Here is a 25,241-nt window from a genome sequence, read left to right on the forward strand (position 1 = left end):
GTTCGAGCGGCGCAGCCTCGGGCTTGCCTGACGAAATTCAGTCGGCCCGCCAATTGAGTTCGACGGCGCTGCGCCCGACCGTGCGGTTGTAGCGGATGGCGGCCTGGATCGTCTCCTCGATGCCGGGGCGGTCGGAGCTGCGCGGGCAACCCGTCGTCTCATGCGGCAGGCCTTGCTGCGTCAGCCAGCCTTCCCAGGCGCGCTCCAGGGCGTCGAGGCTCCGCCCTGTCTGGAAGGGCTGCGACAGGTAGAAGCGCTGCTCCCGATCCGAGCCGGCATAGCAGTAGCGCCAATCGGCTGCCCAGGCCGCCTGCGACGGCAGCAGGATGGCCAGCAGAACAAAAACGGCTCTCGCCGCGCCCCTGCGGCCATGCCCGGCTCTTTCGAACATCTTCGCCATCAGATCGTCCATGCTCATCGCCGTCAGCCCGCAGACCCGCGTGCAGGGCAGGTCTCGTGCCATGTCCCGCAGCCTATCGCGGCAACCGGACGGGCGTAGGCCTATCCGCGGGTTTGGCGGGTCGGGATGCCGATAACGAGGGGCCGGGCGGGAGCGTGGGCGACCTCTCGGGGAACGGAAGCATGGGATCGTGTCGGGCGTGATTCGACATTCCGTGAAGCGAGCATCCCAATTTGAGGCCCGGCGTGGCCAGGTGCGGCGCGATCGAAGACGAGATCGATCCGGTCGATGTCGGCTTCGCCCGATAGCGAACAGTCGGTCCGGCGTTTGCAGCAGCCCTCTGAGATGGCCATATTAGCGTGGCTTACTCGGCAAGATTAACGCGATCTCGACCGTTGCCCTTTGCCCTATAGAGGGCATGATCGGCTCGCTCGATTAAAGACGGGAGGCCTTCATCCTCCCGCGCAATCGCGACGCCAAAACTGGCCGTCGGGTGCGCCTCACCCGCTACGGTATCAAATGCGATTTGTTTAAACGCTGTTCTTATCTCTTCCGCCAATTGGTAGGCAGAGGCGCTCGCGTTCGAAGGCAACAGGATTGCGAATTCTTCACCACCAAGACGCGCCATGATCGCATCGCCGGGCGCCTTCTGCTTGAGAACCTCGGAAAACCTCCGAATGATCAGGTCGCCGCCGCTATGGCCGAATAGATCGTTGATCGATTTGAAGTGGTCGAGATCAGTAAGGATCATGGCAGGCGGGTTGCCGGCCGTCCGCTCGGCTAATGCTCTTAGTGCGCGCGGTTCGAAGCCGCGGCGATTGAACAATCCGGACAGGGTGTCGATCAGTGCATCAGTCTTGATTTCATCCATCACGTCGCTTGCAATAACCGCAAGCACACCAACAGCAGTCATCGCGCAGATAAGAGCATCGGAAATCGAAACGACAAGCCAGTAGGAATCTTCGAACCGCTCGCCGGAGGCCCCTGACGCGATCAGGAAGAGCGGGCGAAGAAGATAGCCTGCGCAAGATACGAGTAACAACCCGAGGAGCACCTGCTCGACCGGCGAGCGGCGCGGCGCCCTCGCGACATCCCACAACATCACGAGGCTGAGCAGGGCCAGCCCAGAATTGAGGACGATGACGCGGGCGAGCAGGTTCGGTTCGATGAACTGATAATAGTAGAGCGGTCCGAGCGTGATCGCAGCGATAGCAAGGAGAGCGCCGTAGCGAGGCTGTCGTAAGCGCCGATTGGACAAGCCGATAGAGAGCAGCATGATCGCGAACAGGAGGAAGATGTTCGCCGAATATCGCAAAACCGGATTTTCAAGGGAGAAGGCAAAGTAGAAAATGCCGAAGCACAGCGACCGAATCCCATAGGATAGGCCGAGCACCCCTATATATTTCAGGGCGCGATTGTTTCGCCATATCGTTAGCAGTGCGATACAGAATATCGCAGCCATACTCGTGTTCAGCAAACCTATGACATTGTAATAGTTCATAGATCCAATCAGAAACGAAAATCCGGAACCCGGCTCGCGTGATCGGAGAGGTTGCCATGATCCCGGTAAAGGCGAAGTGAACGTCATCCCAAAGTGAACGACCGCTATCGAGTGCAGCACCGAGGGCGTTGCGGGCCTTCACGTCGGGAGGATTGGCCGTCCCGAGGGAAAACCGGATGTCCTGTGCCTTCGGGGAAATCGTCTTTTCAACGACCCTCTCACCGAGCGGAATCGCCGTTGGAGCCCGCTGACTGACAACGGGAAGCGCCTATCCGGAGATTGGAGATGCCCCGGCTTTCAGCTCTGCCAGCGCGGCGGCATGCCCGAGAAAGGCAACGAAGCCGTCCACGGTGTTGCTGTAGCTCTCGAAGGTGCTGGGCTTCCGGCCAGTCGCCTGCGCTTCCTTCCACCAATCCGCAAGGATGCCTGTCAGGCTGGTCTTGCCGGCTGGCTTGGTAGTTTTAGGCTCCTCCGTTGGTTTCCATTCGGGGAACCGGGAAGCCCTCGGGGCGGGGCTATAGTCGCCCTCGGCATGCCGCTTGAGTTGCGCGGCGGCTTGCTCGGATGCTTCGCTGATGGCGACAAGGAGCCGCCCTCGGGGGCCGCTTCGATGTTGAGGCCATGTCGGGCCAGCAACTTATCCACCTCCGGACCAAGCCACTGCTCCAGCTTGCCAGCGTCGCGAGCCCCGCTCGATCCTAAGCCAGTGCTCCCGAACGGAAGGACTGCCGGGCTCGTCGGATAGTTCGGTTGTCAGCTCCAGATAGAAGACGCCGGCAAGGGCGATGACTTGCCTCTGTGCAGGGTTTCAGCCGGCAAGCGGAGCGCTCCCCAGTGCTTCTCGACCTCGGCCGCGATATTCGCGTGAAGAGCGCGGGCCTCGGTAGGGTCCTTTGTCCGGAGCGAACGAAGAGCCTCGCGTTTCCCAACGGTCGCCCGCAGGTCCTTTGGGACGACCCTGCGAAACCAATAGACGCCTGTTTTGGGATGCTTGAACGGCCGGGCCATTGCTAGGACCATGTGGATCACCCGGTTGTATAACTCGGGCGTCCACTAAGCCATTGATATCAGCTAAGGTGCTGACAAACCACCACTCTGGTAGATGAGTGGTGCCCAGGAGAGGACTCGAACCTCCACGCCCTTGCGAGCGCCAGCACCTGAAGCTGGTGCGTCTACCAATTCCGCCACCTGGGCAACGGCGGCTCGTTTACGGGGGGCTGATCGCGCTGTCAACGGCATCCGAAAAGAATTGTGTCGGCTTCGTCATGCGGCTGTTGAAAATCGCCGGTCCGCTGGGACCCGGCACCCGCCGGAAAGCCGGCTTTCCCGGCTCTAGGCCCGCGATGGACCATGCATCCGCATGCCGGCATGGCCGTTCTGCGCTGCATCGCCGCAAAAGGGATTTCCACTTTCGCGGAACATGATCTAGGAGGGCAGAAGCATTCTAAACGGAGCTTTCCCGATGGCCCTTCAAGCCCCGGCTCAGCAACTCGTCACGGTCTTCGGCGGCTCCGGCTTCGTCGGGCGCCATGTGGTGCGTGCCCTGGTCAAGCGCGGCTACCGGGTGCGCGTCGCCGTGCGCCGGCCCGATCTCGCAGGCTTCCTGCAGCCGCTCGGCACGGTCGGCCAGATCCATGCCGTGCAGGCCAATCTGCGCTATCCCGCCTCGGTCGCCGCGGCGGTCAAGGGTGCGGATGCGGTCGTCAACCTCGTCGGCATCATGAACGAGCGCGGCCGGCAGAGCTTCGCTGCCGTCCAGGCCAACGGCGCGCGCACTGTGGCGCAGGCCTGCGCTGCGGCGGGGATCGACCGGCTGGTGCAGATCTCGGCGCTCGGCGCCGCTGCCGAATCGCGCTCGGCCTATGCTCGCACCAAGGCGGAAGGCGAGAGCGCCGTGCGCCATATCGTGCCGCGCGCGGTCATCCTGCGGCCCTCCGTGATGTTCGGCCCCGAGGACGATTTCTTCAATCGTTTCGCCTCCATGGCGCGGATGATGCCGGTCCTGCCGCTGGTCGGGGACGGCAGCGCCAAGCTCCAGCCGGCTTTCGTCGGCGATGTCGCCGAGGTCGTGGCGCGTGGGGTCGACGGTGCGCTGGAGCCCGGCCGGACTTATGAGCTCGGCGGGCCGGAGGTGATGAGCCTGCGCGAGCTCGTCGAGGATGTCTGCAAGGTCATCGGCCGCAAGCGCCTGATCCTGCCCTTGCCGCTGCCGTTGGCCGGAATCATGGCGCGGGTGCTGGAAGTGGTGGATACGCTGACGCTTGGGCTGCTGCCGAACGAGCTCAAGCTGACCCGCGACCAGGTGACGCTGCTCGGCAGCGACAATGTCGTCTCCGCGGCTGCGAAGGCGGAGGGGCGCGATTTCGCCGGCCTCGGCATCGCGCCGGTTTCGGTCGAGGTCGAGGTGCCGTCCTATCTCTGGCGCTTCCGCAAGACCGGCCAGTTCGACACGGCACGGGCGAGCTGATCGCGGCTCCCTGATTCGGGCGAGGAAGGCGATGCCGTTCGATCTCGTCATCTATGATTGCGACGGCACGCTGATCGACAGCGAGACGGTCTATAGCGAGGTCAGTCTCGCCTTGTGTCACGAGATCGGGCTGACGAGCTGGACGCTCGATGACTACGACACGCAGATGGTCGGCATTCCGCTCGCTGACGGCTTCAAGGTGATCGAGGCGGCGCTCGGCCGGCCGCTTCCCGCCGATTTCGAAGGCCGCGTCGAGGATGGCGTCGCCGCCCGTCTCGAACAGGAGTTGCGGGCGCTGCCCGGCGTGCACAGCGCTTTGGAGCGTCTCGTCGGGCGCCGCTGCGTTGCCTCCTCGACCAGCCTCGAGCCCTTGCGGCGCAACCTGGCGCTGGCCGGGCTGATCGAGCTGTTCGACCCGCATGTCTTCTCGGCCTCGCAGGTCGCGCGCGGCAAGCCGGCGCCGGACGTCTTCCTCTTCGCCGCCGCGGAGATGGGCGCAGAGCCGGCCCATTGCCTGGTGCTGGAGGATTCGGTCCCCGGCGTGCAGGCGGCGCGCGCGGCGGGAATGCGGGTCGCCGGCTTCACCGGCACGGCACGCGACAAGGCGGCGATGCGCGAGCGCCTGCTGGCGGCCGGTGCCGCCATCATCGTGGACAGCTATGCGGATTGGCCAGGAGCGGTGGCTTCGCTCGCGGCCTGAACGGCCTTTTCAGCCCTCATTCTGAGGAGCCGCGCAGCGGCGTCTCGAAGGATGTTCGAAACGGCCTTTCGGCACTCTCCTCAGAGCATGCTCGGCAGCACGCGGTCCGGCGGCTTGTGGCCGTCCATGAAGGTCTTGATGTTGACGATGACCTTCTCGCCCATATCGGCGCGGCCTTCATGGGTGGCCGAGCCCATATGCGGGAGGACCACGACCTTGTGCTGGCGCGCGAGCTTGAGCAGGCGCGGATTGATCGCGGGCTCCTGCTCGAACACGTCGAGCCCGGCGCCGGCAAGCTCGCCGGCTTCCAGCATCCGGGCGAGCGCCGTCTCGTCGACGATCTCGCCGCGCGCGGTGTTCACCAGAATGGCGTCGGGCTTCATCAGCTTGAGCCGCCGGGCCGAGAGCAGGTGATAGGTCGCTGGCGTATGCGGGCAGTTGACCGAGACGACGTCCATCCGCGCCAGCATCTGGTCGAGCGAATCCCAATAGGTCGCGCCGAGCTTCTCCTCGATGCGGGCGTCGACCCGGCGGCGGTTATGGTAGTGGATCGACAGGCCGAAGGCGGCGGCGCGCTTCGCCACGGCCTGGCCGATCCGGCCCATGCCGACGATGCCGAGCCGCTTGCCGGTGATCCGCCGGCCGAGCATCCAGGTCGGCGACCAGCCGGCCCAATCGTCTTCGGGGATGACGCGAGCGCCTTCCGCGATGCGCCGCGCCACAGCGAGGATCAGCGCGATCGTCATGTCGGCGGTGTCGTCGGTGAGGACGCCCGGCGTATTGGTGACGGTGATGCCGCGCTGCACGGCGCTGGCGACGTCGATATTGTCGACGCCGTTGCCGAAATTGGCGATGAGCCTGAGCTGGTCGCCGGCCTGCGCGATCACGGCGGCGTCGATCTTGTCGGTCACGGTCGGCACCAGCACATCGGCGGTCTTCACCGCCTCGACCAGGGCGGCCTGCGACATCGGCTTGTCGTCGATGTTGAGCTGGGCGTCGAACAATTCGCGCATCCGGGTTTCCACCACGGCCGGCAGCTTCCGGGTCACCACGACCAGCGGCTTCTTCTTCGACATGGTGACTCCCCTTCCTGGCACGCCGGATTGACCGCTTCTCCTCAACCCACCGTTAACCGTGGTGGCTCAGGAATGGAGCGATCGTGCAGCCCGGCTCCTGTTTGTCTAGGCGGCGCGATGGCGGATGACAACTTGACCCTTCGCCTGAGAGCGGAGCGGGTCGCGTGGGAGAGCAGCCGATGCTGAGCTTGCGGATGGGATGCCTTGCCGTGGCGGGCTTTTTCATCGCCGCGATGGCAACGGGCGCGCAGGCTCAGGACATGCAGGCCGGTTCGGTGACGGGCCTGCCCGTGCCGCGCTATGTCAGCCTGAAGTCGGACCGGGTGAATCTGCGCGAAGGGCCGTCGAAGGAGCATCGCACGCGCTGGGTCTATCAGCGGGCCGGCTTGCCCGTGGAGGTCACGGCGGAATTCGAGACCTGGCGGCGCGTCCGCGATTCCGACGGAACCGAAGGCTGGGTGCTGCACAGCCTACTTTCGGGGCGCCGGACGGCGCTGGTCGCGCCCTGGTCGCGGAACAAGGCGGAGCTGTTTCCGATGCGCAGCGCACCCGATGCCGACGCCACGGTCGTCGCCGAATTGCAGCCCGGGGTGGTGATTGGCGTCACCTCATGCGTCCGCGCCTGGTGCCGCGTCAGCATCCGTAACGTCACGGGCTATCTGCCGCAGGAACGGCTCTGGGGCGTTTATCCCAACGAAAACGTCGACTGAGGCCATCAGCCGCATCGTTTCGGGCGGGCATCGGCCGGAATGCGCATCAGAAAGCCGGAAAGGGCGGCGCCTCAGTCGCCGATCTTGCGCAGCCGCACGACCACGTCGACATGGGAAATCTCGTAGCCCTCCGGCGGGATGGGCAAGGTGGCGACGTCGATCTCCCGCGCGGGGATGTCGATGACGCGGTTCTCGCCCTCGACCACGAAATGATGGTGGTCATGGATCGCCGTGTCGAAATAGGTCTTGTTGCCGTCGATGACGAGCTCGCGCAGCAGCCCGGCTTCGGTGAACTGGCGCAGCGTGTTGTAGATCGTCGCCAGCGAGACCGGGATGCGTTCCTTCGCCGCCTCCTCATGCAGCATCTCGGCGCTGATATGCCGGTCGCCCTTGGCGAAAAGCACCCAGCCGAGCGAGACGCGCTGCCGTGTCGGCCGCAGGCCCACGCGGCGCAGCTTGTGGCGGACGTCATGGAACGGGCAACCCTGCCGCACGGTCGATCCATAGGCCTCGTCGCGGGAAACCTGGTCGCTCATGCCTCTGCTCTGCCCTTCTTGCTGCAACGGGCGTCCTGCGCTCCGCATCATCTGCATTCGATTGGAAATGTAGGACTTCGAACGAGGGCTCGCAAGCGCGGGCTCATGCCAGCATGCTGACAATCGCGCGGGTTGAGCTGCCCCGAGGGGATCAGCGTGCCATGTGGGTGAATGTGCCTGCGCCCTTTCGTTCCCGGCGTCGGGCATGTTAGGCACGCAGGCGATATCCACCGGTCGAATGCGGCCGAGACAAGGCAACGGAGCGGGAATGCAGCGTCAATCGTCTTTCAGCTACGAGGAGATCCTCGCTTGTGGCCGCGGGGAACTGTTCGGGCCGGGCAATGCGCAACTCCCGCTGCCGCCGATGCTGATGTTCGACCGTATCACAGAGATCACCGAAGAGGGCGGCGCCCACGGCAAGGGCGGTGTCCGCGCCGAGTTCGACATCAAGCCGGACCTCTGGTTCTTCGACTGCCACTTCAAGGGCGATCCGGTGATGCCGGGTTGCCTCGGCCTCGACGCGCTCTGGCAGCTCACCGGCTTCTTCCTCGGCTGGCTCGGCCTGCCGGGGCGGGGCAGGGCGCTCGGCGTCGGCGAGGTCAAGTTCGCCGATCAGGTGCTGCCGAGCGTCAAGCGCGTGGTCTACGGCGTCGACTTCAAGCGCGTCTTCAAGTCGAAGCTCGTCCTCGGCATCGCCGATGGCTGGCTGGAAGCCGATGGCAAGCGCATCTACACTGTCAGCGACATGCGCGTCGGGCTGTTCAAGCCCGAAGCGGCCTGAGGAAAAACGCAGCCCGACCTTGCGTCCGGCGGCCTTACGGTCCATTTGCGCGATTGAGAATCCTGAGCGGCGAGGCCTGCCTCGCCGTGGGTGGAGAGCTGGAGTGAAGCGAGCATGAGACGCGTCGTCGTCACCGGGATGGGCATCGTCTCGTCCATCGGCAACAACACGCAGGAGGTCCTGGCCTCGCTGCACGAGGCGAAATCGGGCATCGCCTTCGCCCAGGACTTTGCCGAGCATGGCTTCCGCAGTCAGGTCGCCGGGGCCCCGTCTCTCGATCCCGCGACGGTGCTCGATCGGCGCGCCATGCGCTTCCATGGCGGTGGCTCGGCCTGGAACCAGGTGGCGATGGAGCAGGCGATCGTCGATGCCGGCCTGGAGCCCGCCGAGATCAGCAACGAGCGCACCGGCATCATCATGGGCTCGGGCGGCCCCTCCACGCGCGCGCTGATCGACGCCTATGACAAGGCGCGCGAGAGCGGCTCGTCGAAGAAGGTCGGTCCCTTCGCGGTGCCCAAGGGCATGTCCTCGACCGCCTCGGCCACGCTCGCGACCTGGTTCAAGATCAAGGGCGTCAACTATTCGATCTCCTCGGCCTGCGCGACCTCCAATCACTGCATCGGCAACGCCTATGAGCTGATCCAGTGGGGCAAGCAGGATGTGATCTTCGCCGGCGGCTGCGAGGAGCTGGACTGGACGCTCTCCGTCCTGTTCGACGCCATGGGCGCGATGTCCTCCGACTTCAATGCGACTCCGGCTCGCGCCTCGCGGGCCTATGATGTGGCGCGCGACGGCTTCGTCATCGCCGGCGGCGCCGGCGTCGTCGTGCTGGAGGAGCTGGAGCACGCCAGGGCCCGCGGCGCCAAGATCTATGGCGAGATCGTCGGCTATGGCGCGACCTCGGACGGCTATGACATGGTCGCTCCCTCGGGCGAGGGCGCGGAGCGCTGCATGCGCATGGCGCTCCAGGGCGTCAACGCGAAGGTCGACTACATCAATCCGCACGGCACCTCGACCCCGGTCGGCGACGCCAAGGAGATCGAGGCGATCCGTGCGGTCTTCGGCGCCGGCGACAAAAGCCCGCCGATCTCGGCGACGAAGTCGCTCACCGGTCATTCGCTCGGCGCCACCGGCGTGCAGGAGGCGATCTACTCGCTGCTGATGCTCAACAACGACTTCATCTGCGAGAGCGCCCATATCGACGAGCTCGACCCCGCCTTCGCCGACATGCCGATCGTGCGCAAGCGCATCGACAATGCCGGCCTCGGCTGCGTGCTCTCCAACTCCTTCGGCTTCGGCGGCACCAACGCCACCATCGTCATGAAGCGCCTGGAGGCGTGAGGGCGCCATGCTCCCCCTGATGCAGAACAAGCGCGGCCTCGTCATGGGGGTCGCCAATCAGAACTCGATTGCCTGGGGCATCGCCAAGACCCTCCACGCCCATGGCGCCGAACTCGCTTTCACCTATCAGGGCGAGGCGCTGGGCAAGCGTGTGAAGCCGCTGGCGCAGAGCATCGGCTCGGACCTCGTCATCCCCTGCGATGTCGAGGACATCGCCTCGGTCGATGCGACCTTCGCCAAGCTCGATGAGGCCTGGGGCGGCGATCCCGAGCGGAATACGCTCGATTTCCTCGTCCACGCCATCGGCTTCTCCGACAAGAACGAGCTCAAGGGCCTCTATGCCGACACCAGCCGCGAGAATTTCTCGCGCACCATGGTGATCTCCTGCTTCTCCTTCACCGAGGCGACGAAGCGGGCGGCGGAGCGCATGCCGCATGGCGGCAGCATCATCACGCTGACCTATGGCGGCTCGATGCGCCTCATGCCGAACTACAACGTCATGGGCGTCGCCAAGGCGGCGCTGGAGGCGAGCGTGCGCTACCTCGCCGGCGACTACGGCCCGCGCGGCATCCGCGTCAACGCGCTCTCACCCGGGCCCGTCCGTACGCTTGCCGGCGCCGGCATCTCCGATGCGCGCGCCATGCTGTCCTGGCAGAGGGCGAATTCGCCGCTGCGCAAATCGGTGACGCTCGACGAGATTGGCGGCTCTGCGCTGTATTATCTCTCCGACCTCTCCGGCGGCGTGACCGGCGACGTCCATCATGTCGACGCCGGCTATCACATCACCTCCATGCCGGCGCTCGAGAGCTTGCGCGCGGCCGATCAGGGCGAGGCCTGAGGCGAGGCGCAAAGGCGAGGCTGTCGATGCGGCGGGAGGCCATCTATCGGCGCTGGCTCGAGAACGAGAGATTGCTGTTGCTCTGGCCGCATCCCGCGACCTATCAAATCCTGCCGAAGAGAGCCCTCGAGCCTGAACAGGTCGAGGATCTACGCCGTTTCCTTTCGCAGCAGGCCGGAACCTGAGCTCGCGGGCGAGGTTTCCGGTTTTTGAACGGAGGTTGCCATGCCGATCGTCAGGTATGAAGTCGTCGAGCACGATGGTGGCTGGGCCTATAAGGTTGGCGACGTTTTGTCGGAAACCTTTCGCTCGCATGAGGCCGCGCTGAAGGCGGCCACCTCGGCCGCGGCTCGCCAGACGCTCGCCGGCAACACGGACGGGATCGTCTATCAGGACGGGGACGGCCGGTGGCACGAGGAACTGGCGGATGGCCGCGACCGGCCTTCGACGCAGGTCGTCGACGAAAGCTGAGCCGTCGCTGCGGCGCTCAGCGCGAGGTGAAGAAGGTCAGCAGCACCTTGTTCTTCTCGCCGAGCAGGCAGAGGAAGCGGCGCGGCTTGTCCGAGCGGTCGGTCCGCAGATAGGCCTCGGCCATGACGATGCGCGTCACCGGGATCGCCTCGATCTTCGATTCCGACACGGCGACGGTGGCGCCGTCCTCGTCGATATAGATGTCCTTGATATCCGGTTCCTTCGCGGAGACCGCCTGCAGGGCCGCGCTCTTGCAGGTCGCGATCTCCGGCGTTGCCGGCTTGCTGCCGGGCGGCACTTCCTGCGCCGAAACAGGTACGGCGGCCAGCAGCGTGGCGAGAACGGCAAGCGGAGCGAAACGGTTCATGCAGAGGCACTCACGATGAAAGGTGAGTGCTGAACGCGCGAACAGGGCCGCGGTTCATAAAGCGTGCCCGGCACGCGCTGTCGCGTGTGCCGGGCGATGGTGGAGTTCGGCCGCCTTACAGCCCCAGCTTCTTCTTGCGCTGGCCGAGCGTGCGCAGGCGCAGCGCGTTGAGCTTGATGAAGCCGGCCGCATCGCGATGGTCGTAGGCGACCGCGCCCTCCTCGAAGGTGACGAGGTCCTGGTCGTAGAGCGAATACGGACTGGAGCGGCCGATGACATGGACGCCGCCCTTGTAGAGCTTGAGGCGGACCTCGCCGGCGACGAACTCCTGGCTCTTGTCGATCAGCGCCTGCAGCATCTCGCGCTCGGGCGAGTACCAGAAGCCGTTATAGATCAGCTCGGCATATTTCGGCATGATCTCGTCCTTGAGATGCGCCGCGCCGCGGTCGAGCGTGATCGACTCGATCGCGCGATGGGCGACATGCAGGATCGTGCCGCCGGGCGTCTCGTACATGCCGCGCGACTTCATGCCGACGAAGCGGTTCTCGACGAGGTCGAGCCGGCCGATGCCATTGTCGCGGCCGAGGTCGTTGAGCTTGGCGAGCAGCGTCGCCGGGGAGAGCTTCTGGCCGTCGATGGAGACCGCGTCGCCCTTCTCGAAGCCGATGGTGATGACGGTCGGCTTGTCCGGCGCCTCTTCCGGCGAGATCGTGCGCGAGAACACATAGTCCGGCACTTCCTCGTTCGGGTCCTCGAGCACGCGGCCTTCCGAGGAGGCGTGCAGCAGGTTGGCGTCGACGGAGAAGGGCGCCTCGCCGCGCTTGTTCTTGGCAATCGGGATCTGGTGCTGCTCGGCGAAGGCGATGAGCTGCTCGCGCGAGCGCAAATCCCATTCGCGCCAGGGCGCGATCACGGCGATGTCGGGCTTCAGCGCATAGGCGGTCAGCTCGAAGCGGACCTGGTCGTTGCCCTTGCCGGTGGCGCCATGGGAGACGGCGTCGGCGCCGACCTTCTCGGCGATCTCGATCAGGCGCTTGGCGATCAGCGGCCGTGCAATCGAGGTTCCCAGCAGATAGACGCCCTCATAGAGCGCATTCGCCCGGAACATCGGGAAGACGAAGTCGCGCACGAATTCCTCGCGCAGATCCTCGATGAAGATGTTCTCGGGCTTGATGCCGAGCAGCAGCGCCTTGTCGCGCGCCGGGCCCAGCTCCTCGCCCTGGCCGAGATCGGCGGTGAAGGTCACGACCTCGCATCGATAGGTGGTCTGCAGCCATTTGAGGATGATCGAGGTGTCGAGACCGCCGGAATAGGCGAGAACGACCTTCTTCACGCTGCTGTCAGCCATCTGTGTCACATTCCTGCTAGAGCATTTTCGAGCGGAGTGGGTATCGATCCGCGTGAAGAAAATGCGACAAAACAACGACCTAGAGCATTTTCGCGTTTCGAAGAAGCGCGGAAATGTTCCGGCGGCCGCTCGGGCCGCGTTTCGGACGCAATGGCGCACTATCGCAGCCATCGGAGCGACGCAATCGGAACCTTCTGATCGATCTCGCGTCGTTCCGTGATGGATCGGTGCCGCCAGGCGCCGATGGGTATCGCCGCGCGCGCTTTCGCGGTGCTTGCAGTCGTATCTCGAAGGGCGCAGGCTCGCTCGGGCGCGACACGACATGACCACCTAATTCGGAGGCTGAATGCCGAATCGTCCCGTTCTGGACTTCTGGTATGAGTTCGCGTCGCCCTATTCCTGCCTGAGCGCCCTGAGAATCGAGCAATTGGCCGAAAATGCCGGCGTCGAGCTGCGCTGGCGCCCCTTCCTGCTGGGCCCGATCTTCGCGGCCCAGGGCTGGACCACCTCGCCCTTCGCGCTCTATCCGAGCAAGGGTCGCTATATGTGGCGCGACACGGCCAGGCGCGCCGGCCGGCAGGGCATCACGATGGTCAAGCCTGAGAATTTTCCGCAGAATTCGCTGACCGCGGCCCGGCTGGCTCTCGCCGGGCGGGATGGTGGCTGGACGCCGGCCTTCTCCAAGGCCCTCTTCCGGGCCCAGTTCTGCGAAGGCCGCAACATCGCCGAGGAGGCCGTGCTCAGCGCCGCCTTGAAGGAGGCGGGCGGCGACCCTGGCAGCGCGATATCCCTCTCGCGCAGCGAAGAGGTGAAGGGCCGCCTGCGCGCGGAGATCGAGTACGCCAAGTCGATCGGCATTTTCGGCGCGCCCTTCTTCGTCACGGGGGACAACGAGCTGTTCTGGGGTGACGACCGCCTCGAGGAAGCGCTCGACTGGGCTCGCGATGGCCGCTGAGGCTGCGGGCCTCACGCGCCGCGGCGCATTCGTCGCGGCAGCAGGTCTCCTCTTCGCCCCCGCGGCCTTGGCGCGGCCGCGCCTGCCGGGAGACGAGCCGCGCTATGATGCGCGTGAGCTCGGAGCGGTGCCGAACGAGCAGGCGATCGGGCGCCGCTACTGGACTCCGGGGCTGAATGACGGTTTCGTGCCGCAGGGGCTCACGGTTTTCCGCGACGAGATCCTCGTCGCCGCCTACCGGAGCGAGACGCTGGAGCAGGATAATGGTCCGGCCCGCGTCTTCCGCCTCGCGCGCAGGGACGGACGCCTCCTCGGCAGCTTCGCCTTGCCGGCCACCTACGGCCATCCCGGCGGCCTCGCGGTGCTCGGGGAGACCGTCTTCGTCGCCAATTCCGGGCGGCTGCTGTCGCTCGATTTTGCGCGTTCCTGCGACACCGGCGAATGCGTCCCGCTCGGCGAAAGGCTGATCGACAAGACGATGGGGCCGTCCTTTCTGGCCGCGTCCGGCGGGATGCTCTGGTTCGGAGCCTTTCGCCGCACGGGCGCGCCCAGCCTCTACGCCGTGCCGGCGGAGCGCCTCCTGCCCGGCGACGAAAAGCCCGTGGAGCCGGGGGATGCGACGCTGACCCTGCCGCTGCCGCAGATCGTGCAGGGCGCCACCTTCGATCGGAAGGGCGACCTCTGGCTCTCGCAGAGCGCCGGAAACAGGCCGGCTTTTCTCTCGCGTCTCGATCCGAAGACCGGCGCGGTGCTGGCGCGCTATCCGGCCCCCGGCGGCATCGAGGATCTGGGCTGCGCTCCCGATGGCAAGCTCTGGGCGGTGAGCGAAGCGGGCTCGAAGCGCTGGAGTCGCTGGGACACCTTCTACCCGCTCGTCTTCGAGATCGATCCGGGCAAGCTTACCGCCTGATCAGCCCGCTGCGGGCCCCTGCGGCGGGCGCGACCACGGCCCGCGCGCGACGCTCTCCTCGACCATGGTCGGCAGGTCCTGGCGCTCGGCGAGCTTCGGCGGGTGCGGCGGCATCGCCGGCATGCGCCCGCCTGCGGTCTCGATCAGCGCCTGCACGCGCTTGGTGACGGAGGGGTGGGTCGAGAACAGATCGGCGAAATCGTCCGGATCGTTCTCGAAGCACATGTCCATGACGCCGGAGGGCACGCCGTCGATATCGGCCCGGCCCGAGATCTTGAGCAGGGCCGAGATCATCGCGTCGGGGTTTTTGGTCAATTCCACCGCCCCGGCATCGGCGAGATATTCCCGCGAGCGCGACAGCGAGAGCCGGATCAGGATGGCCAGGAACCAGGAGATCGCGATCACCGCGACGCCGACGAGGATGGCGAGCCCGTTGCCCTTCTTGGAATCGTCCGACGACATCCTGATCCGGCTGCGGCCGAAGCCGCGGAAGATCATCTCGCCGACGAAGGAGATCACGCCGGCGATCACCACGGCGACGACCATCAGCCGGACGTCGCCATTGCGGATATGCGTGAGCTCATGCGCCAGCACGGCCTCGACCTCCCGGTCGTCGAGCTGCGCCAGCAGGCCGCTGGTGACGGTCACGGTGAACTGCTTGTCGTTGACGCCGCTGGCGAAGGCGTTGAGGGCATCGCTCTGCATGATCGCGAGCCTGGGCATCGGCAGGCCACGCGAGATGCAGAGATTCTCGAGCATCCGGTAGAGCTTGGGGTTCTCTGCCTGGGTGATGCCCTGCGAGCCGGTCACCGCCCCGATCAGCGCGACGTTCATGCGAAAGCCAATGAAGACCCACAGGATCGTCGCCAGCGTGACGAACGGAAACCACGACAGGAATATCTGGTTGGCTTCCGAGAAGGCGCTGCGGCCATAGGGCACGCCGCCATAGCCATAGGCGACGAGCAGCAGCCCCCAGGTCGTGAGATAGACCAGCAGGAAGAGCCCGGCGATCAGGAAATTGGACCTGATCCGGTTGTTGCGCTGATGGGTGTAGAGCCCGAAGGCCTGCGCCATCGCTGCCGCTCCCTAAAGCATGTCGCGCGAAAGTGCGCAGCGGTTTTGTGAAAACGACATGCGAAACACCAAAGACCTGAGACGCAGGAGCGAATCCGCATAGCGCGCGACGCGCTTCGGGCCGTAAGCGCCGGCCTTCCGTCAGAACTTCACGCTGGGGGCGACCTCGATCTGGGCCCGGGTCTCCGGGCCGACATCGAAGAACTCGCGCTGGGTGAAGCCCATCTGCGGCGCGAAGAGCACGGCGGGGAAGGCCTGGATCGCGGCGTTGAACTCGCCGACCGCATTGTTGAAGAAGCGCCGCGCCGCCGCGAGCTTGTCCTCGACATTGCCGAGATCGACCTGGAGCTGCTGGAAATTGGCTGATGCCTTGAGGTCGGGATAGGCCTCGCCCAGCGCCAGCAGCCGCCCGACGGCGCCGGAGAGCTGCTGCTCGGCAGCCGCCTTGTCATGGACGCTGCTCGCGCCCTGCGCCGCGTTGCGGGCGGCGATCACGGCATCGAGCGTCGATTTCTCGTGGGTTGCGTAGCCCTTCACCGTCTCGACGAGGTTCGGGATCAGGTCGTGCCGCTGCTTGAGCTGGACGTCGATGTCGGCGAAGGCCTGGTTGACGCGCTGCCGCATCGCGACGAGCCCGTTATAGGTCATCACCGCATAGATCGCGAGGACGACGATCAGCCCCAGAATGATCCAGCCCATGAAGCGTTCTCCCCAAGCCCGTGCCCTGTCGGCGCCAGACTGGCACGAAACCCGCTGCGCGCGAAACCCGCGCCCTTCATCTTGATCTTGACGCCGCGTGACCTGTGTGACGGCGCTGCTTGGCGATCATGGAAAGCGTTGCGCGGCCGCTCTCGCCCGGTGGCCCTTGCTCTCGCGCGGAGCTTGCATTAAATCCGGCGTGTCCGAAGGGTCGTGATCGATCATGAGCCGGGGGCGGTCAGCGAGACCGGCTCCCGTTTTGTGTTGGGAGCGCCCCTCAGGATACGGATCGAACCGGCGGCCCGGTGCCCACCGGCTCTCAGGAGCCGGAAGCCTTCGAAGAGGAGGCGCCGCAGGCGACGATCCGGTGTGCAGCACCAGCCAGGGGCCCATGCCGGACATCCGCGGGATACGCGGCCGGCTTCCAGGAGATTACATGTCAGCAGTTGAAAGCTACAGCGCGGGTCGCGAGGATTTCGCCGCCCTGCTCGAAGAGTCCTTCTCGCGCAACGAAGCGATGGAAGGCTCCGTCATCAAGGGCAAGGTCGTCGCCATCGAGAAGGATATGGCGATCATCGATGTCGGCCTGAAGACGGAAGGGCGCGTCGCGCTCAAGGAATTCAACGGCCCCGGCCGTGATCAGGACATCAAGGTCGGCGACGAGGTCGAGGTCTATCTGGACCGGATCGAGAACGCGCTCGGCGAAGCCGTCATCTCGCGCGACAAGGCTCGCCGCGAAGAGAGCTGGGTCAAGCTCGAGAAGGCCTTCGAGGCTCGCGAGAAGGTCTCCGGCATGATCTTCAACACCGTCAAGGGCGGCTACACCGTCGACCTCGACGGCGCCGTGGCCTTCCTGCCGCGCTCGCAGGTCGACATCCGTCCGATCCGCGACGTCGGCCCGCTGATGGGCCAGCCGCAGCCCTTCGAGATCCTCAAGATGGATCGCCGCCGCGGCAACATCGTCGTGTCGCGCCGCACCGTCCTCGAAGAGACCCGCGCCGAGGCTCGTTCCGAGCTCGTCGCCTCGCTCGAAGAGGGCCAGGTCATCGACGGCGTCGTCAAGAACATCACCGAATACGGTGCGTTCGTTGACCTCGGCGGCATCGACGGCCTGCTGCACGTCACCGACATGGCGTGGCGCCGCGTGAACCATCCGTCGGAGGTCGTGACCATCGGCCAGACGGTCAAGGTCAAGATCATCAAGATCAACCAGGACACGCACCGCATCTCGCTCGGCATCAAGCAGCTGCTGGCCGATCCGTGGGACGGCATCGCCGAGCGTTATCCGGTCGGTACGCGGCTCAAGGGTCGCGTCACCAACATCACGGACTACGGCGCGTTCGTCGAAGTGGAGCCGGGCATCGAAGGCCTGATCCACGTCTCCGAGATGTCCTGGACCAAGAAGAACGTCCACCCCGGCAAGATCGTCTCGACCTCGCAGGAAGTCGACGTCGCGATCCTCGAGGTCGATCCGGTCAAGCGCCGCATCTCGCTCGGCCTCAAGCAGACGCTCCGCAACCCGTGGGAAGTCTTCGCCGAGCAGCACCCGGCCGGTTCGACGGTCGAGGGCGAGGTCAAGAACAAGACCGAGTTCGGTCTGTTCCTCGGCCTGGAAGGCGACATCGACGGCATGATCCACCTCTCGGATCTCGACTGGAACCGTCCGGGCGAGCAGGTCATCGAGGAATACAAGAAGGGCGACGTCCTGCAGGCCGTCGTTCTCGATGTGGACGTCGAAAAGGAGCGCATCTCGCTCGGCCTGAAGCAGCTCGGCGGCGATCCCTTCGTGGATGCCGGCGAGTTCAAGAAGGGCCAGATCGTCACCTGCGAGGTGGTCGAGGTGAAGGAGTCCGGTCTCGACGTGAAGATCGCCGACACCGACATGATGACCTTCATCAAGCGGGCCGAGCTGGCGCGTGACCGTTCCGAGCAGCGCCCCGAGCGCTTCGCGGCCGGCGAGCGCATCGACGCCCGCGTCGTGCTCTTCGACAAGAAGGCCCGCAAGATCCAGGTCTCGATCAAGGCCCTGGAGATGGCCGAGGAGAAGGAGGCGATGGCGCAGTACGGCTCCGCCGACTCCGGCGCCTCGCTCGGCGACATCCTGGGCGCGGCCCTCAAGAAGGCCACGACCACCGACAAGAAGTGAGGTTTCGGCCGCTTCGGCGGCCGGACATCCAAGACAGCCCGCGCGGAGCAATCCGCGCGGGCTTTTGTTTCGGCTCGACCCGTCATTCTCGGGCGGAGCCCGCGGGTCCGACCTTCGGTCGGCCCAAGGATCAACGACGCGCAGACCCGGAAATCTCGTGACCAGAATTCACTGGTTTCCGGGATGGTCGGGTCAAGCCCGACCATGACGCCACAAAAGGATCTCGCCATGACCCCCGCCGCCATCGGCATCGATTTCGGCACCACCAACAGCGTCGTCGCGCTGGCTGGCGCCGACGGCTCGGTCGTGACGCGTTCCTTCGCCACGAAGCAGGGCGCGGTCGATGCCTATCGCTCGGCGCTGATGTTCTGGCGCGAGGGGCGGCCGCCGCAGTCCCGCATCACCCATGTCAGCGGCCCCGACGCCCTCGACATGGCGCTCGGCATGACCAGCGAGCACCGCTTCCTGCAATCGCTCAAGACGCATCTTTCCAGCCGCGCCTTCCAGGAGACGCGGCTCTTCGGCAAGCTCTACCAGCTTGAAGACCTGATCGGCGTCTTCCTCGGCGATCTGACGGAAGGGCTTGAGGATGCTTCGTCGCTGCCCCTGGTCTCGGGCCGCCCCGTCGTCTTCGCCGGCGAGCGGCCGGACGAGGAGCTGGCGCTCGGGCGCCTGAAAGGCTCCTACGGCAAGGCCGGCATGGATCAGGTCGATTTCGCCTATGAGCCGCTGGGCGCCGCCTATTGGTATGCGCGCGATCTGAAGACGCCGCAGACCATGCTGGTCGCCGATTTCGGCGGCGGCACCAGCGACTTCTCGGTGATGCGCTTCGAGCCCGGCGAGCGCGCGGGGCTGGAAGCCATCCCGCTCTCCCATGCCGGTGTCGGCGTCGCCGGCGACACCTTCGACTACCGGATCATCGAGCACGCCGTCTCGCCGGCGCTCGGCAAGGGCACGCAGTACCGCTCCTTCGACAAGCTGCTGCCGGTTCCGGCGCATTACCACGCCGCCTTCGCGCAATGGCACAAGCTCTCTCTGATGAAGAGCCGGGAGACCATGGCCGAACTCAACGCGCTGATCCGCGAGGCGGTCGAGCCCGGCAAGCTCGAGGACCTGCTGACCGTGATCGAATACGACCTCGGCTACGAGCTCTATCGCGCCGTCTCGGCTGCGAAGATCGCGCTCTCGGAGCAGGATGAGACGGTGCTGCGCTTCAATCAGGTGGGCGTGACCATCGAAAGCCCGATCCGCCGGAGCGATTTCGAGCGCTGGATCGCGGAGGATGTCGGCGCGATCGAGGCGGCGCTCGACCGGGCTCTGGCCGAGGCCGGCATCGCGGCAGGGCGGATCGAGGCCGTCTTCATGACCGGCGGCACCTCGCATGTGCCGGCGGTGCGGCAGCTCTTCGACCGGCGCTTCGGCGCCGAGAAGGTCCATATCGGCGATGCCTTCCGCTCGGTCGCGAGTGGGCTCGCGCTGCTCGCTCTCGACCGGGCGCGCGCCTCGGTCGCGGCGTAACGCCTTGCCCGTCCAGCGTGACGGGGCTACATCACGGGCCCGCAGCCGACAGGAGTTTCCCGATGGCGTCCGATGCCGATCTGCTTGCCGACCGCCGCAGCCTCAGGCGTAAGCTGACGCTCTGGCGCGTGCTGGCGGTGCTCGGGGTGATCGCGGCTGCGGTGATCGGCGGCCTCGCCTGGCGCGGCGACGGCGCGACCTCGCTGTCGAGCGCCCATATCGCCCGCATCTCCATCTCCGGCTTCATCTCGGGGGATCGCCGCACGCTCGACCTGATCAAGTCGGTCGGCGAGAGCAACGCTGTCTCGGGCGTCGTGCTCGACATCAACAGCCCGGGCGGCACCACCTCCGGCGCCGAGGCGCTGCACATCGCGCTGCGCGAGCTCGCGGCCAAGAAGCCGATGGTGACGGTCGTGGGCGGCCTTGCCGCCTCCGGTGGCTATATCGCCGCCATGAGCACCGACCACATCGTCGCGCGCGAGACCTCGCTCGTCGGCTCGATCGGCGTGCTCTTCCAGTATCCCAATGTCAGCCAGCTTCTGGGCACGGTCGGCGTCAAGGTCGAGGAGATCAAGTCGAGCCCGCTGAAGGCCGCGCCGAACGGCTTCGAGCCGACCTCGCCTGAGGCTCGCGCCGCCCTGCAGAGCGTGGTCGACGACAATTATCGCTGGTTCAAGCAGATGGTGCATGACCGGCGCAGCCTCAATGATACGCAGCTCGGCACGGCCTCCGATGGACGCGTCTTTTCCGGCCGGCAGGCGCTGGGCCTGAAGCTGATCGACGAGCTCGGCGGCGAGCGCGAGGGCATCGCCTGGCTTGAGCGCGAGAAGAAGGTCGCCAAGGATCTGAAGGTGCGCGACTGGCGCCCGCGCAGCAGCTCGTCGAGCTTCGGGTTGTGGAGCCTCGCAGAGGTGGCGGCGCGTCTCGCCGGCTTCGACGGGCTGGCGGCGACGATTGCGCGGGCGGCGGATCAGCCCGTTGGCTTGCGGCTTGACGAGCCTCTGGCGCTCTGGCAGCCTGCGGCTGAAAAGTGATGTTGATACAGATGGTTATATTCCAGCGATGATTAAATCGGAACTCGTCCAGCGGATTGCCGACCGCAACACACATCTCTATCAGCGCGACATCGAGAACATCGTCTCGGCCATCCTGGACGAGGTCGTGAAGGCGCTGGAGCGTGGGGACCGGGTGGAGCTGCGCGGCTTTGGCGCCTTTTCCCGCAAGGCGCGCTCGGCCCGCATCGGCCGCAACCCGCGCACCGGGGATGCCGTCGAGGTCGAGGAGAAATTCGTGCCCGTCTTCAAGACGGGCAAGGAGCTGCGCCTGCGCCTGAACGGCAAGGCGTGAGCCCCGAGCGTCTTTGAGCGGAGCGGACGCCGGCTCGCTTGAAGACAATGCGATAAAGCAAGGCGCTAGAGGTGTTCGGTGTTTCCGGGAAATGCCGGATGGCACTGGCGCCGCCGGCCGCTCCGGCGGCACCGTCACGGAGACGCTGATGAAAGCCTTCTTCAAGGCGTTGGTTCTGGTGCCGGTCGCATTGCTGATCGTGCTGTTTTCGGTCGCTAACCGTGGGGCCGTGCGCGTTTCGTTCGACCCGCTCAGCCGCGATCTGCCGGCGCTCTCCTATGATGTGCCGCTCTTCGCCGTGGTGCTGGCGGCGATCTTCCTCGGCGTTCTCGTCGGGGGGCTCGCCTCCTGGCTCGCCCAGGGCAAGCACCGCAAGGCCGCGCGCCGTGGCCGCCGCGAGGTCGAGGCGCTGCGCTCCGAGACGCAGGCGCTGCGCTCGGCCGTGCCGGATTCGGCGCTGCCCGCCCTCACAGACGGACGGAACTGAGCATCGGACCGAAAAGTGGAATCCATTTTTCGGAAAAATCCGATGCGAAAACAAAGAGCTAGATCGTCACTTTGCGTCCGATAGGACGCACGGCGATCGAGGGATCGGCCCGAAAAATCGCCTGCGGTTTTCGGGAAAAGCCGAGGCGGCAGGCCATTTCGCAAGCGAAGCGGATACCGGTTCGCGTCCAGACAAAGCGGTAAAGTAAAGAGTTCTCGATGCGCCTTTTCGATGTGGCCGAAATCGACGCGGCCCTGAGCTATCCCGCCCTGATCGACATTCTGGACGACGCCTTCCGCAGCGAGGTCATCGCTCCCAAGCGCGGGCAATATGCGATCGAGCGGCCCGGCGAGGACGACGCCATCCTGCTGACCATGCCGGCCTGGAGCGGTCCGGCGGCTGAAAAGCCTTATATCGGCACGAAGATCCTCTCGGTCTTCTTCGGCAACGGCAAGCGCAACCTGCCGGGCGTCCTTGGCGCGTATCTTCTGATGGACGGCACGACGGGGCGCCCGCTCGCGGTGATGGACGGAAACCGGCTGACGCTCTGGCGCACTGCGGGAGCCTCTGCTTTGGCCTCGCGCTACATGTCGAACCCGGAGGCCAGCCATATGGTGATGGTCGGTGCCGGCGCGCTCGCCCCCTTCATCATCAAGGCGCATCGCTCGGTGCGGCCCCTCACCGACATCGCGATCTGGGCGCGGCGGCCGGAGGCGGCCGAGGCCGTAGTCGCCGAACTCGCGAAGGACGGAATCGAGGCCCGCGCCACGACCGATCTCGAAGGCGAGGTCCGCACCGCCGATATCATCTCCTGCGCCACCAACGCGACCGAGCCGCTGATCCATGGCGACTGGCTCAAGCGCGAGGCTCATCTCGACCTGATCGGCGGCTTCACCATGCAGATGCGCGAGGCCGATGCCGATGCGCTGCAGCGCGCCCGCGTCGTCGTCGATTCCGCCAAGGCGATCGAGGAGGGCGGCGACGTCGCCGTCGCGATCGCCGAAGGCAGCTACAGCGCCGACAAGGTCGCCGGCACCTTGGCCGATCTCTGCCATGGGCGCGTTCAGGGCAGCGTCGAGGGCGGCGGCATCACGCTGTTCAAATCGGTCGGCGTCGCGCTCGAGGATCTGGCGGCGGCGGTGGCCGTCTGGGAGCATGGCGCCGATCGGAGTTGATCGGCGCCGTTCAAAGGCCTCAGACGTGGACGGGAGCGCCGCCGATGGCGCCGAGCAGCCACAGGATCAGCACGACGACCAGAACGAGGCCGACGACGCCGCCGAGCCCGGCCGGGCCATAGCTGCGATGCCCGTAATAGCCGCCCCCGCCAAGCAGCAGGATCAGCACCAGAACGATCAGAAGCGTGGACATGAGGTTTTCCTTGTCGTTTGCGCCCGACAGGCGCGTTCGACGGGGAAAACCCGGGTCATGACGCAACTGTTCCGTTCTATTCGGCCTTGATCCCGGCCTCCTGGATCAGGTCGCCCCATTTCTTGAGCTCGGCTTGCAGGAAGGCGGCGAGCTCGGCCGGCGTCCAGCCGCCCGGCTCGGCGGCGAGCGCGTCCATCTTGGCGCGCAGCGCGGGGTCGGCGAGGCCGGCCTTGGTATCGGCCTGGATCTTGTCGATGATCGCCTGGGGCGTCTTCGCTGGCGCGAACAGCGCGAACCAGGACGAGACGTCGAAGCCCGGCACCGTCTCGCCGATCGGCGGATATTCCGGCGCCGTCGGGGCGCGCTTGGCGGTGGTGACGCCGAGCCCGCGAATGGCGCCGCCCTTGGCCTGCGGCAGGGCCGAGGTGATGTTGTCGAAGATCAGGTCGACGCGGCCGCCCATCAGGTCCTGGATCGCCTGGGAGGAGCCGCGATAGGGCACATGCACCATCTTCGTGCCGGTGAGCTTCTGGAACAGCTCGCCCGAGAGATGCAGCGAGGTGCCGACGCCGGAGGAGGCATAGGTCAGCTTGCCGGGATTGGCCTTGGCATAGGCGACGAGCTCGGCGACGTTCCTGACCGGCAGGTCGTTGCGCACCACGAGCAGGTTCGGCACCAGCGCCACCATGGTGATCGGCGCGAGATCCCTGACCGGGTCGTAGTTGACCTTGGCATAGAGGTAGCGGTTCGTGGCGAGCCCGACCGAGGCGATCAGCAGCGTGTCGCCGTTCGGCTCGGCCTTGGCGACGGCCTCGATCCCGATATTGCTGCCGGCGCCGGGACGGTTCTCGACGACGACCACATTGCCCCAGCTCTGGCTGAGCTTGTCGGCCGCGAGCCGCCCGAGCACGTCGGTCGCCCCGCCGGGCGTGAAGGGCACGACAAGCTTGACCTGCCGCCCTTGCGGCCAGGGTTGCTGGGCAAGCCCGGCGCCGGACGCCAGCAGTGCGGCGCCGGTGCCGGCCAGCAGGGCGCGGCGGTCTATGAGCTCTGGCATGGGGTCCTCCGGTTGCGGCTGGCGGTTGCCCCGCCTTTTGCCACTAGGCTGCCTGCCGCATCCGCTCTTGTCCATCCGGCGGCTTGACCGCCAGGGGCAGTGCCGCTGATTCTGTGCCGATGCGTCACGCCAAACGAATCGCCGCCCTCCTCACCGTCATGGCGGGCCTCGTGCCCTTCGCGGCCAGGGCCCAGTCCACCGCCGATCAGGAGGCGAAGACGCGCGCGGCCAACATCGCCGCCTGGCCGGATGCCGCCCGTTCGCTCTTCGGCCAGAAGGCGACCCCGGCGCATCTGCCGCCGCGCGCCATCGGCTCCTATGCCCGCGGTTGTCTTGCCGGTGGCGCCGCGCTGCCTCTCGACGGGCCGAGCTGGCAGGTGATGCGGCTCAACCGCAACCGCAACTGGGGGCATCCCGCCCTGATCGACTATCTCGAGAAGCTGGCCCGCGACGTGCCGCGCATCACCGGCTGGTCCGGGCTTCTGGTCGGCGACATGTCGCAGCCGCGCGGCGGGCCGATGCTGACCGGCCATGCCTCGCATCAGATCGGCCTCGATGCCGATATCTGGCTGACGCCGATGCCGAAGAGCAGGCTCGACGGGGAGCAGCGCGAGAACATGCCGGCGGTCAACATGGCCCGGGCCGATTGGCGTGATGTCGATCCGCGTGCCTGGACGCCGGCCCATACGCGCCTGATCAAGGCGGTGGCCTCGGAGCCGAGGGTGGAGCGCGTCTTCGTCAATCCGGCCCTGAAGGTGGCTCTTTGCCGCGAGGCGGGCGCCGACAAAAGCTGGCTCGACAAGGTCCGGCCGATCTGGGGCCACAACTACCATTTCCATATCCGGCTGGCCTGTCCGGCCGGCATGGCGAGCTGCGTGCCGCAGGAGCCGCCGAATTTCGGCGATGGCTGTGGCGCCGAGCTCACCGGCTGGGTCGAACGCCAGCGCGAGGCGATCTTCAATCCGCCGAAGCCAAAGCCTGGCCCGAAGCCGAAACCCAAGCCGCCGATGTCGCTCGATGCCCTGCCGCCGGAATGCCGTCAGGTTCTGGCGGCGCCCTGAATTCGCGTTCCCCGAGGAACGACGGGTCATCCCGGACGCAGCGAAGCGAAGATCCGGGAGCCATGCCAGAATTTTTCCGGTAG

At 66.1% G+C, this 25,241-nt stretch carries 27 protein-coding genes and 1 tRNA gene; 16 read left to right on the forward strand and 12 right to left on the reverse strand.

The genetic code is table 11. From position 1 onward, the window contains the following. Positions 1-37 precede the first annotated feature (37 nt). The 4 genes from GY40_RS00350 to GY40_RS00360 all read right to left on the reverse strand — a co-directional run bounded on the left by GY40_RS00350 (position 38) and on the right by GY40_RS00360 (position 3,095). Positions 38-463, reverse strand: coding sequence for a hypothetical protein (locus GY40_RS00350; RefSeq protein WP_156115823.1), 426 nt, complete (start codon positions 461-463; stop codon positions 38-40). Between the two features lie 301 nt (positions 464-764). After that, complete coding sequence (locus GY40_RS00355) at positions 765-1,901, reverse strand: GGDEF domain-containing protein (protein ID WP_038357718.1); 1,137 nt, start codon at positions 1,899-1,901, stop codon at positions 765-767. Between the two features lie 753 nt (positions 1,902-2,654). Beyond that, a complete protein-coding gene (locus GY40_RS28535; RefSeq protein ID WP_349236394.1) occupies positions 2,655-2,921 on the reverse strand; it encodes a DUF6538 domain-containing protein in 267 nt (88 codons plus the stop codon). Positions 2,922-3,008: 87 nt separating this feature from the next. Then, positions 3,009-3,095, reverse strand: a tRNA-Leu gene (locus tag GY40_RS00360). 268 nt (positions 3,096-3,363) lie between these two features. On the opposite strand from GY40_RS00360, the gene GY40_RS00365 reads away from it, so the two are divergent. Both GY40_RS00365 and GY40_RS00370 read left to right on the forward strand, forming a co-directional pair. Further along, on the forward strand, positions 3,364-4,368 hold the full coding sequence (locus GY40_RS00365) for a complex I NDUFA9 subunit family protein (protein WP_038357720.1): 1,005 nt from the start codon (positions 3,364-3,366) through the stop codon (positions 4,366-4,368). Positions 4,369-4,399: 31 nt separating this feature from the next. After that, positions 4,400-5,068, forward strand: coding sequence for an HAD family hydrolase (locus GY40_RS00370; protein ID WP_038357722.1), 669 nt, complete (start codon positions 4,400-4,402; stop codon positions 5,066-5,068). An 80-nt stretch (positions 5,069-5,148) separates the two neighbouring features. On the opposite strand, the gene GY40_RS00375 is transcribed toward GY40_RS00370, so the two are convergent. After that, positions 5,149-6,144, reverse strand: a complete 996-nt coding sequence (locus tag GY40_RS00375; protein ID WP_038357724.1) for a 2-hydroxyacid dehydrogenase — start codon at positions 6,142-6,144, stop codon at positions 5,149-5,151. A gap of 233 nt (positions 6,145-6,377) precedes the next feature. On the opposite strand from GY40_RS00375, the gene GY40_RS00380 reads away from it, so the two are divergent. After that, on the forward strand, positions 6,378-6,854 hold the full coding sequence (locus GY40_RS00380; protein ID WP_248311053.1) for an SH3 domain-containing protein: 477 nt from the start codon (positions 6,378-6,380) through the stop codon (positions 6,852-6,854). Positions 6,855-6,925: 71 nt separating this feature from the next. On the opposite strand, the gene irrA is transcribed toward GY40_RS00380, so the two are convergent. Beyond that, complete coding sequence (irrA, locus tag GY40_RS00385; RefSeq protein WP_197062677.1) at positions 6,926-7,390, reverse strand: iron response transcriptional regulator IrrA; 465 nt, start codon at positions 7,388-7,390, stop codon at positions 6,926-6,928. A gap of 268 nt (positions 7,391-7,658) precedes the next feature. Between irrA and fabA the strand changes: the two genes are divergently transcribed. The 4 genes from fabA to GY40_RS00405 all read left to right on the forward strand — a co-directional run bounded on the left by fabA (position 7,659) and on the right by GY40_RS00405 (position 10,821). Continuing rightward, positions 7,659-8,171: a 3-hydroxyacyl-[acyl-carrier-protein] dehydratase FabA gene (fabA, locus tag GY40_RS00390; RefSeq protein ID WP_038357728.1), complete on the forward strand. Its 513-nt coding sequence runs from the start codon at positions 7,659-7,661 to the stop codon at positions 8,169-8,171. A gap of 114 nt (positions 8,172-8,285) precedes the next feature. Continuing rightward, on the forward strand, positions 8,286-9,512 hold the full coding sequence (fabB, locus tag GY40_RS00395; RefSeq protein ID WP_038357730.1) for a beta-ketoacyl-ACP synthase I: 1,227 nt from the start codon (positions 8,286-8,288) through the stop codon (positions 9,510-9,512). Between the two features lie 7 nt (positions 9,513-9,519). Then, the gene (gene fabI / locus GY40_RS00400; RefSeq protein WP_038357732.1) at positions 9,520-10,350 is read left to right on the forward strand and encodes an enoyl-ACP reductase FabI; all 831 of its coding nucleotides are present in this window, start codon (positions 9,520-9,522) and stop codon (positions 10,348-10,350) included. A gap of 225 nt (positions 10,351-10,575) precedes the next feature. Next, complete coding sequence (locus tag GY40_RS00405; RefSeq protein WP_038357734.1) at positions 10,576-10,821, forward strand: DUF2188 domain-containing protein; 246 nt, start codon at positions 10,576-10,578, stop codon at positions 10,819-10,821. A 16-nt stretch (positions 10,822-10,837) separates the two neighbouring features. Here GY40_RS00405 and GY40_RS00410 read toward each other — a convergent pair whose 3' ends face one another. Both GY40_RS00410 and GY40_RS00415 read right to left on the reverse strand, forming a co-directional pair. Then, the gene (locus GY40_RS00410) at positions 10,838-11,188 is read right to left on the reverse strand and encodes a hypothetical protein (RefSeq protein WP_051987374.1); all 351 of its coding nucleotides are present in this window, start codon (positions 11,186-11,188) and stop codon (positions 10,838-10,840) included. A gap of 115 nt (positions 11,189-11,303) precedes the next feature. Then, a complete protein-coding gene (locus GY40_RS00415; RefSeq protein WP_038357736.1) occupies positions 11,304-12,536 on the reverse strand; it encodes an argininosuccinate synthase in 1,233 nt (410 codons plus the stop codon). Positions 12,537-12,882: 346 nt separating this feature from the next. Between GY40_RS00415 and GY40_RS00420 the strand changes: the two genes are divergently transcribed. Next, positions 12,883-13,491: a 2-hydroxychromene-2-carboxylate isomerase gene (locus GY40_RS00420; protein WP_038357738.1), complete on the forward strand. Its 609-nt coding sequence runs from the start codon at positions 12,883-12,885 to the stop codon at positions 13,489-13,491. Then, positions 13,481-14,401 carry an NHL repeat-containing protein gene (locus GY40_RS00425; protein WP_038357739.1) on the forward strand — a complete coding sequence of 307 codons (921 nt, stop codon included), beginning with the start codon at positions 13,481-13,483 and terminating at the stop codon, positions 14,399-14,401. The genes GY40_RS00420 and GY40_RS00425 overlap by 11 nt, the downstream gene beginning before the upstream one ends. On the opposite strand, the gene GY40_RS00430 is transcribed toward GY40_RS00425, so the two are convergent. Beyond that, complete coding sequence (locus GY40_RS00430) at positions 14,402-15,475, reverse strand: M48 family metallopeptidase (RefSeq protein ID WP_038357740.1); 1,074 nt, start codon at positions 15,473-15,475, stop codon at positions 14,402-14,404. A 141-nt stretch (positions 15,476-15,616) separates the two neighbouring features. Then, positions 15,617-16,174: a LemA family protein gene (locus GY40_RS00435; RefSeq protein WP_038357742.1), complete on the reverse strand. Its 558-nt coding sequence runs from the start codon at positions 16,172-16,174 to the stop codon at positions 15,617-15,619. A gap of 436 nt (positions 16,175-16,610) precedes the next feature. Here GY40_RS00435 and rpsA point away from each other — a divergent pair, with 436 nt between their 5' ends. The 6 genes from rpsA to GY40_RS00465 all read left to right on the forward strand — a co-directional run bounded on the left by rpsA (position 16,611) and on the right by GY40_RS00465 (position 22,847). Next, the gene (gene rpsA / locus GY40_RS00440; protein WP_038357744.1) at positions 16,611-18,320 is read left to right on the forward strand and encodes a 30S ribosomal protein S1; all 1,710 of its coding nucleotides are present in this window, start codon (positions 16,611-16,613) and stop codon (positions 18,318-18,320) included. 228 nt (positions 18,321-18,548) lie between these two features. Next, positions 18,549-19,838, forward strand: coding sequence for an Hsp70 family protein (locus GY40_RS00445; protein WP_038357745.1), 1,290 nt, complete (start codon positions 18,549-18,551; stop codon positions 19,836-19,838). A gap of 62 nt (positions 19,839-19,900) precedes the next feature. Beyond that, on the forward strand, positions 19,901-20,872 hold the full coding sequence (gene sppA / locus GY40_RS00450; protein WP_038357746.1) for a signal peptide peptidase SppA: 972 nt from the start codon (positions 19,901-19,903) through the stop codon (positions 20,870-20,872). A gap of 28 nt (positions 20,873-20,900) precedes the next feature. After that, positions 20,901-21,185, forward strand: coding sequence for an integration host factor subunit beta (ihfB, locus tag GY40_RS00455; RefSeq protein ID WP_038357749.1), 285 nt, complete (start codon positions 20,901-20,903; stop codon positions 21,183-21,185). Between the two features lie 91 nt (positions 21,186-21,276). Next, positions 21,277-21,672 carry a LapA family protein gene (locus tag GY40_RS00460; protein WP_248311050.1) on the forward strand — a complete coding sequence of 132 codons (396 nt, stop codon included), beginning with the start codon at positions 21,277-21,279 and terminating at the stop codon, positions 21,670-21,672. A 218-nt stretch (positions 21,673-21,890) separates the two neighbouring features. Continuing rightward, positions 21,891-22,847: a bifunctional Delta(1)-pyrroline-2-carboxylate/Delta(1)-piperideine-2-carboxylate reductase gene (locus GY40_RS00465; protein ID WP_038357751.1), complete on the forward strand. Its 957-nt coding sequence runs from the start codon at positions 21,891-21,893 to the stop codon at positions 22,845-22,847. 19 nt (positions 22,848-22,866) lie between these two features. On the opposite strand, the gene GY40_RS26850 is transcribed toward GY40_RS00465, so the two are convergent. Together GY40_RS26850 and GY40_RS00470 are read right to left on the reverse strand one after the other, a co-directional pair. After that, a complete protein-coding gene (locus GY40_RS26850) occupies positions 22,867-23,040 on the reverse strand; it encodes a DUF3309 family protein (RefSeq protein ID WP_081925034.1) in 174 nt (57 codons plus the stop codon). A gap of 76 nt (positions 23,041-23,116) precedes the next feature. Then, positions 23,117-24,097, reverse strand: coding sequence for a Bug family tripartite tricarboxylate transporter substrate binding protein (locus GY40_RS00470; protein ID WP_051987375.1), 981 nt, complete (start codon positions 24,095-24,097; stop codon positions 23,117-23,119). A 119-nt stretch (positions 24,098-24,216) separates the two neighbouring features. Between GY40_RS00470 and mepA the strand changes: the two genes are divergently transcribed. Further along, entirely contained in the window at positions 24,217-25,158 is a 942-nt protein-coding gene (mepA, locus tag GY40_RS00475) for a penicillin-insensitive murein endopeptidase (protein ID WP_038357753.1), read from the forward strand. Positions 25,159-25,241: the final 83 nt, after the last annotated feature.

The organism is Allobosea sp. UNC402CLCol (assembly GCF_000745475.1).
GTDB classification, from domain to species: domain Bacteria; phylum Pseudomonadota; class Alphaproteobacteria; order Rhizobiales; family Beijerinckiaceae; genus Allobosea; species Allobosea spartocytisi.

Bases quoted from the DNA above. Each gene is read 5' to 3' on its own strand.
- GY40_RS26850 (WP_081925034.1), bottom strand. From the start codon at position 23,040: ATGTCCACGCTTCTGATCGTTCTGGTGCTGATCCTGCTGCTTGGCGGG.
- GY40_RS00460 (WP_248311050.1), top strand. From the start codon at position 21,277: ATGCCGGATGGCACTGGCGCCGCCGGCCGCTCCGGCGGCACCGTCACG.
- irrA (WP_197062677.1), bottom strand. From the start codon at position 7,390: ATGAGCGACCAGGTTTCCCGCGACGAGGCCTATGGATCGACCGTGCGG.
- fabI (WP_038357732.1), top strand. From the start codon at position 9,520: ATGCTCCCCCTGATGCAGAACAAGCGCGGCCTCGTCATGGGGGTCGCC.
- GY40_RS00355 (WP_038357718.1), bottom strand. From the start codon at position 1,901: ATGAACTATTACAATGTCATAGGTTTGCTGAACACGAGTATGGCTGCG.
- ihfB (WP_038357749.1), top strand. From the start codon at position 20,901: ATGATTAAATCGGAACTCGTCCAGCGGATTGCCGACCGCAACACACAT.
- GY40_RS00415 (WP_038357736.1), bottom strand. From the start codon at position 12,536: ATGGCTGACAGCAGCGTGAAGAAGGTCGTTCTCGCCTATTCCGGCGGT.
- GY40_RS00445 (WP_038357745.1), top strand. From the start codon at position 18,549: ATGACCCCCGCCGCCATCGGCATCGATTTCGGCACCACCAACAGCGTC.
- sppA (WP_038357746.1), top strand. From the start codon at position 19,901: ATGGCGTCCGATGCCGATCTGCTTGCCGACCGCCGCAGCCTCAGGCGT.
- GY40_RS00430 (WP_038357740.1), bottom strand. From the start codon at position 15,475: ATGGCGCAGGCCTTCGGGCTCTACACCCATCAGCGCAACAACCGGATC.
- rpsA (WP_038357744.1), top strand. From the start codon at position 16,611: ATGTCAGCAGTTGAAAGCTACAGCGCGGGTCGCGAGGATTTCGCCGCC.
- GY40_RS00470 (WP_051987375.1), bottom strand. From the start codon at position 24,097: ATGCCAGAGCTCATAGACCGCCGCGCCCTGCTGGCCGGCACCGGCGCC.
- GY40_RS00410 (WP_051987374.1), bottom strand. From the start codon at position 11,188: ATGAACCGTTTCGCTCCGCTTGCCGTTCTCGCCACGCTGCTGGCCGCC.
- GY40_RS00425 (WP_038357739.1), top strand. From the start codon at position 13,481: ATGGCCGCTGAGGCTGCGGGCCTCACGCGCCGCGGCGCATTCGTCGCG.
- GY40_RS00405 (WP_038357734.1), top strand. From the start codon at position 10,576: ATGCCGATCGTCAGGTATGAAGTCGTCGAGCACGATGGTGGCTGGGCC.
- GY40_RS00370 (WP_038357722.1), top strand. From the start codon at position 4,400: ATGCCGTTCGATCTCGTCATCTATGATTGCGACGGCACGCTGATCGAC.
- GY40_RS00465 (WP_038357751.1), top strand. From the start codon at position 21,891: ATGCGCCTTTTCGATGTGGCCGAAATCGACGCGGCCCTGAGCTATCCC.
- GY40_RS00365 (WP_038357720.1), top strand. From the start codon at position 3,364: ATGGCCCTTCAAGCCCCGGCTCAGCAACTCGTCACGGTCTTCGGCGGC.
- GY40_RS00380 (WP_248311053.1), top strand. From the start codon at position 6,378: ATGGCAACGGGCGCGCAGGCTCAGGACATGCAGGCCGGTTCGGTGACG.
- GY40_RS00435 (WP_038357742.1), bottom strand. From the start codon at position 16,174: ATGGGCTGGATCATTCTGGGGCTGATCGTCGTCCTCGCGATCTATGCG.
- GY40_RS00420 (WP_038357738.1), top strand. From the start codon at position 12,883: ATGCCGAATCGTCCCGTTCTGGACTTCTGGTATGAGTTCGCGTCGCCC.
- mepA (WP_038357753.1), top strand. From the start codon at position 24,217: ATGCGTCACGCCAAACGAATCGCCGCCCTCCTCACCGTCATGGCGGGC.
- fabB (WP_038357730.1), top strand. From the start codon at position 8,286: ATGAGACGCGTCGTCGTCACCGGGATGGGCATCGTCTCGTCCATCGGC.
- GY40_RS00375 (WP_038357724.1), bottom strand. From the start codon at position 6,144: ATGTCGAAGAAGAAGCCGCTGGTCGTGGTGACCCGGAAGCTGCCGGCC.
- GY40_RS28535 (WP_349236394.1), bottom strand. From the start codon at position 2,921: ATGGTCCTAGCAATGGCCCGGCCGTTCAAGCATCCCAAAACAGGCGTC.
- GY40_RS00350 (WP_156115823.1), bottom strand. From the start codon at position 463: ATGGCACGAGACCTGCCCTGCACGCGGGTCTGCGGGCTGACGGCGATG.
- fabA (WP_038357728.1), top strand. From the start codon at position 7,659: ATGCAGCGTCAATCGTCTTTCAGCTACGAGGAGATCCTCGCTTGTGGC.